Below are 5,873 nucleotides of genomic sequence, written 5' to 3'. Positions count from 1 at the left end.
GTTGCATACGCTGCCGCTGCGCCGCACCGTGCGCCCGCTCAACACGCGCAACGCCGCGCTCGAATGCATGATCCGCGCGCCGTCAGGGCCGGTGCGGGTCGTCTCGCTGCATCTCGCGCACATTGCCGCCGAGGAGCGGCTGGAGCAGATCGACTATCTGCTGGCCGAGCATCGCCGGGCGCCGTCCGAGGGCGGCCCGTGGAGCGGCGCCGACGACGAACCGCAGCGCAACTGGAGCAATGGCGGGCCGGAGCCGGAGAACCCGCTGGCGGCAATCTGGCTGGGCGACTTCAACATGGAGCCTGATAGCGCCGAGTACCGGCGCATCGTCGGCGGCACACCGTACCACCGGGGGGCGGCCTATCGCGACGGTTTCGTCGATGCCGCCGCCGTCGCCAGCGAGCCGGTGGCCGATTTCCACACCCATGAAAAGATCATCGACGGCAGGCTGGCAAAGCGCCGGCTCGACCATTGCTTCGTCGGCGGCATGCTTGCCACGCGCGTGCGCTCGGTCGGCGCCGACATCGGCGAGATCGCGTCCGACCATTTTCCGCTGAGGATCGATATCGACCTCGAGACGCCAGGCCTCGCTACGACTTCCGGAGGCGGATGACCAAGGCATGACGCTTTTCGTCTTCTTCGCGGTGCTTGCCGCCGCCGCCATGCACGCGATCTGGAACGCGCTGGTCAAAGTGCATCTCGACCGCTTCCTGTCGATCACGCTGATGACGCTCGGCATGGGTTTCGCCGCGCTGCTCGTGCTGCCCTTCGTCGAGGTGCCTAAGGCCGAGGTGTGGCCATTCATCCTCGCCTCGGTCTTCTTCCACATGGGCTACCGGACCTTCCTGATCGGCGCCTACAAGGCCGGCGATTTCGCCCAGACCTATCCGCTGGCGCGCGGCACGGCGCCGCTGCTCGCGGCACTCGGCGGCATGGTGGTCGTGCGGGAGTTCCCCGCGCCGCTGGCCATTCTCGGTATCCTGCTGCTGTCGGCCGGCACGCTGGTGATGTCGTTTCGCGGCGGCGTGCATCTGGAGCGCTTCAACCTGCGCGCGGTCTGCTTCGCGTTGGGCACCTCGATCTTCATCGCCAGCTACACGCTGTCCGACGGCAGCGGCGCGCGGCTGGCGGCGACCGCGACAAGCTATGCCGCTTGGCTGTTCATCTGCGATGCTCTCTGGGCGCTGGTGCTGTGCATCGTCTTCCGTGGGCCGCAGTCGCTTCCGCTGCTGGCGCGCGACTGGAAGGCGGGGCTGTTCACCGGCGTGCTCAGCGGCGCCGCCTACTGGATCGTCATGTGGGCAATGACCAAGGCGCCGATCGCCTCGGTGGCTTCGCTGCGCGAGACCTCGATCCTGTTCGCCATGATGATCTCGGTCTTCGCACTGGGCGAGAATACGACGCGCTGGCGGGGTGCGGCGGCGCTCAGCATCGTCGCCGGCGTCGTCGCATTGCGTCTGGGGTAATTTCTCGGCCGGTCAGCCGAGAATGTCCAGATCGACAACCATCAGCCCGTCGGTGCCGCCTTCGAGGGCGGCGACCAGCCTGGCGCCGGCACCCTGATGAGCCTCGTGCACCAGATAGGCGTCGCGGGCGGCGGCATCGCGGAAGTCGATGGTGAAGCCGTGGCTGAAGCCGCGCGCAAAGGGTTCCGGACTGACATTGGCGCTGAAATGGACCTTGTCCATGCCTTCGATCGCCCAGCGCAAAGCTTCCAGATCGGCGTGGATCGCCGCGCGTTCGGCCGGGCTGACGTCGCTGCGGAATTTGACGAAGACGCAATGCCTGATCATGACTCTCTCCTCAAGCGGCGCGGTTGCCGGAGAAAACGGCCGGCGGCAAAGGTTCGCGGCCGAGGATCAGGTCGGCGCCCTTTTCGCCGACCATGATGGTCGGCGCGTTGGTGTTGGAGGAGGGGACGCGCGGCATCACCGAGGCGTCGCATACCCGCAATCCTTCGATGCCGCGCAGCTTGAGGTCAGGCGTCACCACGGCCATGTCGTCATGGCCCATGCGGCAGGTGCCGACCGGATGATGGTCGGTCTTGGAACTGCGGCAGGCATAGTCGAACAGTTCGTCATCGCTCTGCAGGGCAGGGCCCGGCAGGACCTCGCGCAGCACGTAAGGGGCAAGCGCCTTCTGCCGCATGATGTCGCGCGCCAGCCGGAGGCCCTTGATCGACATGTCGCGATCGTAGGGCTCAGACCAGTAGTTCGGGTCGATCAGCGGATGGTCGGCGGGGTCGGCGCTCTTCAGCCGCACCGTGCCGCGCGAGCGTGGGCGCAGGAAGGCGGAGTTCAGGGTGACGCCGGGGTTCTTCAACTTCTCGACGCCGGCTTCGATGCCGGAGCCGAGGCCAAGGTGGAACTGGATGTCGGGCGAAGCGGCGGTCGGGTCGGCGTACCAGAAGCCGCCGGTCTCGAACAGGCTGGAGGCCACCGGCCCTTTCTTCAAAAGCAGATACTGCAGGCCGGCCCACATCGTGCGGTGCAGCTTGGCGTAGTTGTCGTAGGTGTGGTCGCCGGTGCATTCGGCGATGACGAACAGGTCGAGATGGTCCTGCATGTTGGAGCCGACGCCCGGCAGGTCGTGGACCGGCGTCACGCCGACCGATCTCAGATGGTCGGCCGGGCCGATGCCGGACTGCATCAAAAGCTTGGGCGAACCGATGGCGCCGGAGGAGACGATCACCTCGCGCCCGGCACGCAGGATCGTCTTTTCGCCGCCCGGCCTGTCGACGACCTCGACACCAACGGCGCGGCCCTTCTCGACGACGATGCGGGTGACCAGCACGTCTGTCCTGACGCTCAGGTTCTTGCGGGCGCGGATCGGCTTCAGATAGGCGACCGATGCGGACGAGCGCCGCGCGTCCTTCTGGGTCAGTTGGTAGTAGCCGACGCCCTCCTGGCTGGCGCCATTGAAGTCCGGGTTGAAGGGGATGCCCATCTCCTGGCCGGCGCGGAAATAGGCTTCGCAGATCGGCAGCGGCGAGATCGGGTTGGAGACGCCGAGCGGCCCCTGGTCGCCATGGAAGTCGTTGGCGTAGCGCTGGTTGTTCTCGGCGCGCTTGAAATAGGGCAGCACGTCGCGATAGGCCCATCCGGCGAGGCCCTCTTCCTTCTCCCACGCGTCGTAGTCGCGGGCATTGCCGCGCGTGTAGATCTGGGCGTTGATCGAGGAGCCGCCGCCGACCACCTTGGCCTGCGTGTACCAGAAGACGCGGTCCTTCATGTGCTTCTGCGGCACAGTCGACCAGCCCCACGAGGCGATGCCCTTGGTCATCTTGGCGAAGCCGGCCGGCATGTGGATCAGCGGATGCCAGTCCTTGCCGCCGGCTTCCAGCAGCAGCACCGAATTCGAGGGATCCTCGCTCAGCCGGTTGGCCAGAACGCAGCCGGCCGGGCCGGCGCCAACGATGATGTAATCCGTCATTGTCTCATCCGTTCAGAGCCGCGGTATGGAGAGCGCACCGTCGACATTGATGATCGAGCCGGTCGAAAAGCCGAACTTGCCGCTGGCAAGCGCGGCCACCACGGCGCCGATATCCGATGCCTCGCCCCAGCGTTTGGCTGGCACCAGACCGCCTTCGATCAGCGCGTCATATTTGGCGGCAACGCCTGATGTCATGTCGGTGCGGATGATGCCAGGCCGCACCTCGAACACGCCGATCCCTTCTGCAGCGAGTCGCAGCGCCAGTGTTTTCACCCACATCGACAGGCCGGCTTTCGAGACGCAGTAGTCCGCGCGCTCCGGCGAGGCCGCTTCGGCGCTGATCGAGGTGATGGTGATGATCGATTTCGCCTGATCGCTTGGTTTCGCCAGCATGGCCTTGGCGACGGCCTGGCTGAGGAACACGGTGCCGCGCAGATTGATGCCGAGGGCGCGGTCGAAATTCTCCGGCTTCAGCTCCAGCAGATCGCCGCGCACGACGGCGCCGACGCCGGCATTGTTGACCAGGCAATCGATGCGGCTGAAGGCGCCCATCGCGGTCTCAACCAGCGCCGCGTGGGCGCCGAGATCGGCGATGTCGCAGCTTGCATAGGCGAACTTCGCGCCGCGCGCGGTGATATTCCTTGCAAGTCCGTCGGCAGGCTTGTCGGCCAAGTCGGCGACCAGGATGTCGAAGCCGGCATCGGCCAATGCCTCGGCGCAGGCCAGTCCGATGCCCCGCGCGCCGCCCGTGATGATGGCCGCCGGGCGGGTCATGCGGAAAGCTCCGTTTTGCGGATGTGATCGGCCACGCGCAGCGCCTGCGCCGCAATCGACAGCGCCGGGTTGACCGCGGCCGAGGTCGGCAGGAAGCCGCCGTCGACGACGAACAGGTTCTGGTGATCGTAGGCGCGGCAGAACGGGTCGAGCGGCGAGCTGCCCGGATCGTCGCCCATCCTCACCGTGCCGCACTGGTGCGAGGGCGTGCGCTTGTCGAAGGGACGCGACAGCACGATCGGATAGCCGCAAGCGCGGAAATTCTCGCGCATCACCTTGGTCAGGCCTTCCAGCGACTGCATGTTGGAGCGCCGCCACTGCATGACGATGTCCTTGCCGTCGACCATGATGCGGCTCTCGGGGTCGGGCAGGTCCTCGCACATCAGATACCAGTCGACGGCATGGCCGGCCATGAAGTCGAGCGCGAATTTTGGCGCCAATTTCACGTTGGCCCTCAGCATGTTGCCGTCGATCTTGCCGAGCAGTTGCACATTGCCGAGCGGCTTGCCGCCCTTGCCGTCCGACAGATAGTAATCGTTGAGCATCAACGTCTTCTGGTAGACGGCGTCGTTGCGGCGGCGCGGGTCGATCGCCAGCATGGCGCTCGAATTGTGGTTCATGAAGTTGCGGCCGACCTGGTCTGAGCTGTTGGCAAGACCCTTTCCATCGGAGGAAGGCGAGCGCAGCAGGATCACGGCGGAGTTGACGGCGCCGGCCGAGAGGATGACCAGCTTCGGCGAGAGCGTCTTTTGCGCGCCCTTCTGCGTGTAATGGATGGCGGCAATCGACCTGCCATCCGGCGATGCCTCCAGATAGTCGACATGGGCACCGGTCTCGAGCCGGATGTTCGGGTCGGCAAGGGCCGCCGCCAGCGGTCCGGTCTGCGCATCGACCTTGCCCTGGCCGGCATTGGGAAACGCGTCCCAGCCTGTCCTGCCGTCCTTCAGCCAGGCGTCAATGTCGACACCGAGCGGCAGCGATGCAGGATGCAGGCCGAGCCCCTTCAATTCGGCACGGGCGCGCGCGATCGGCGCCTCGTCGGGCACGGGTTTGAAAGCGTAGGGAATCGAATGGAAGGGCTCTGTCGGGTCTTCGCCCAGTGTGCCGCGCACGCGAAAAAGCTGTTCGGCCTTCGAATACCACGGCTCGAACTCCTCGTAGGAGAACGGCCATGCCGGCGAGACGCCGCCGAAATGCTCCATGGCGGAAAAGTCTTCCTTGCGGTAGCGGATCAGCACCGCGCCATAGAATTTCGAATTGCCGCCGACATAATAGTAGTTGCCGGGATTGAAGGCCGCGCCGCCGGCCTCGCGCCACATCTCCTTCGGCCGGTAGTGGCCGTTGACGAAGATGGCGCGGGTGTCGCGCGTCTCCGGCGTCGCCGGCAGCGGCTCGCCGCGTTCCAGGATCAGGATCGAGGCGCCACTGCAGGCTAAGCCGGAGGCGATCGCGGCGCCGCCGATGCCGGAGCCGATGATGACGATATCGGGGCTTGCCATGGCGGTCAGAGAATGCGCTTCTCGGTCGCCGGATCGAAGAACACGGCCTTGGTCAGGTTGAAGGCGAGCGGCGTCACCGTGCCTGGCTGGATCTTGGCATCGGCGCGCAGCCGCGCCACCACCGCCTTGCCGCCGAGATTGGTGACGGCGAAGGTGTCGGAACCCTGT

At 66.1% G+C, this 5,873-nt stretch carries 6 protein-coding genes and 1 pseudogene; 2 read left to right on the top strand and 5 right to left on the bottom strand.

The genetic code is table 11. The features are described 5' to 3' along the window. On the top strand, window positions 1-613 hold a 613-nt coding region (locus EN738_RS29545; protein ID WP_127286731.1), incomplete at its 5' end, for an endonuclease/exonuclease/phosphatase family protein. A gap of 7 nt (window positions 614-620) precedes the next feature. Continuing rightward, window positions 621-1,466, top strand: coding sequence for an EamA family transporter (locus EN738_RS29540; protein ID WP_127286730.1), 846 nt, complete (start codon window positions 621-623; stop codon window positions 1,464-1,466). 12 nt (window positions 1,467-1,478) lie between these two features. Here the strand turns inward: EN738_RS29540 and EN738_RS29535 are convergent, their stop codons facing one another. The 5 genes and pseudogenes from EN738_RS29535 to EN738_RS29515 all read right to left on the bottom strand — a co-directional run. Beyond that, window positions 1,479-1,793 (bottom strand): Dabb family protein, encoded by a 315-nt coding sequence (locus tag EN738_RS29535; protein ID WP_127286729.1) that lies wholly within the window; start codon window positions 1,791-1,793, stop codon window positions 1,479-1,481. A 10-nt stretch (window positions 1,794-1,803) separates the two neighbouring features. Continuing rightward, window positions 1,804-3,432 (bottom strand): choline dehydrogenase, encoded by a 1,629-nt coding sequence (locus EN738_RS29530; RefSeq protein WP_127286728.1) that lies wholly within the window; start codon window positions 3,430-3,432, stop codon window positions 1,804-1,806. Between the two features lie 12 nt (window positions 3,433-3,444). Beyond that, on the bottom strand, window positions 3,445-4,206 hold the full coding sequence (locus EN738_RS29525) for a 3-ketoacyl-ACP reductase (RefSeq protein WP_127286727.1): 762 nt from the start codon (window positions 4,204-4,206) through the stop codon (window positions 3,445-3,447). Beyond that, a complete protein-coding gene (locus EN738_RS29520; RefSeq protein ID WP_127286726.1) occupies window positions 4,203-5,705 on the bottom strand; it encodes a GMC family oxidoreductase in 1,503 nt (500 codons plus the stop codon). Before EN738_RS29520 ends, EN738_RS29525 begins: the two co-directional genes overlap by 4 nt. A 5-nt stretch (window positions 5,706-5,710) precedes the next feature. After that, window positions 5,711-5,873 (bottom strand): annotated as a pseudogene (locus EN738_RS29515) (sugar ABC transporter ATP-binding protein); the annotation flags it as partial.

Source organism: Mesorhizobium sp. M4B.F.Ca.ET.017.02.2.1, from assembly GCF_003998955.1.
Taxonomy (GTDB): Bacteria; Pseudomonadota; Alphaproteobacteria; order Rhizobiales; family Rhizobiaceae; genus Mesorhizobium; species Mesorhizobium abyssinicae.
Note: the sequence above shows the minus strand (reverse complement) of the source record. Positions and strands in the feature narration are given on the sequence as shown.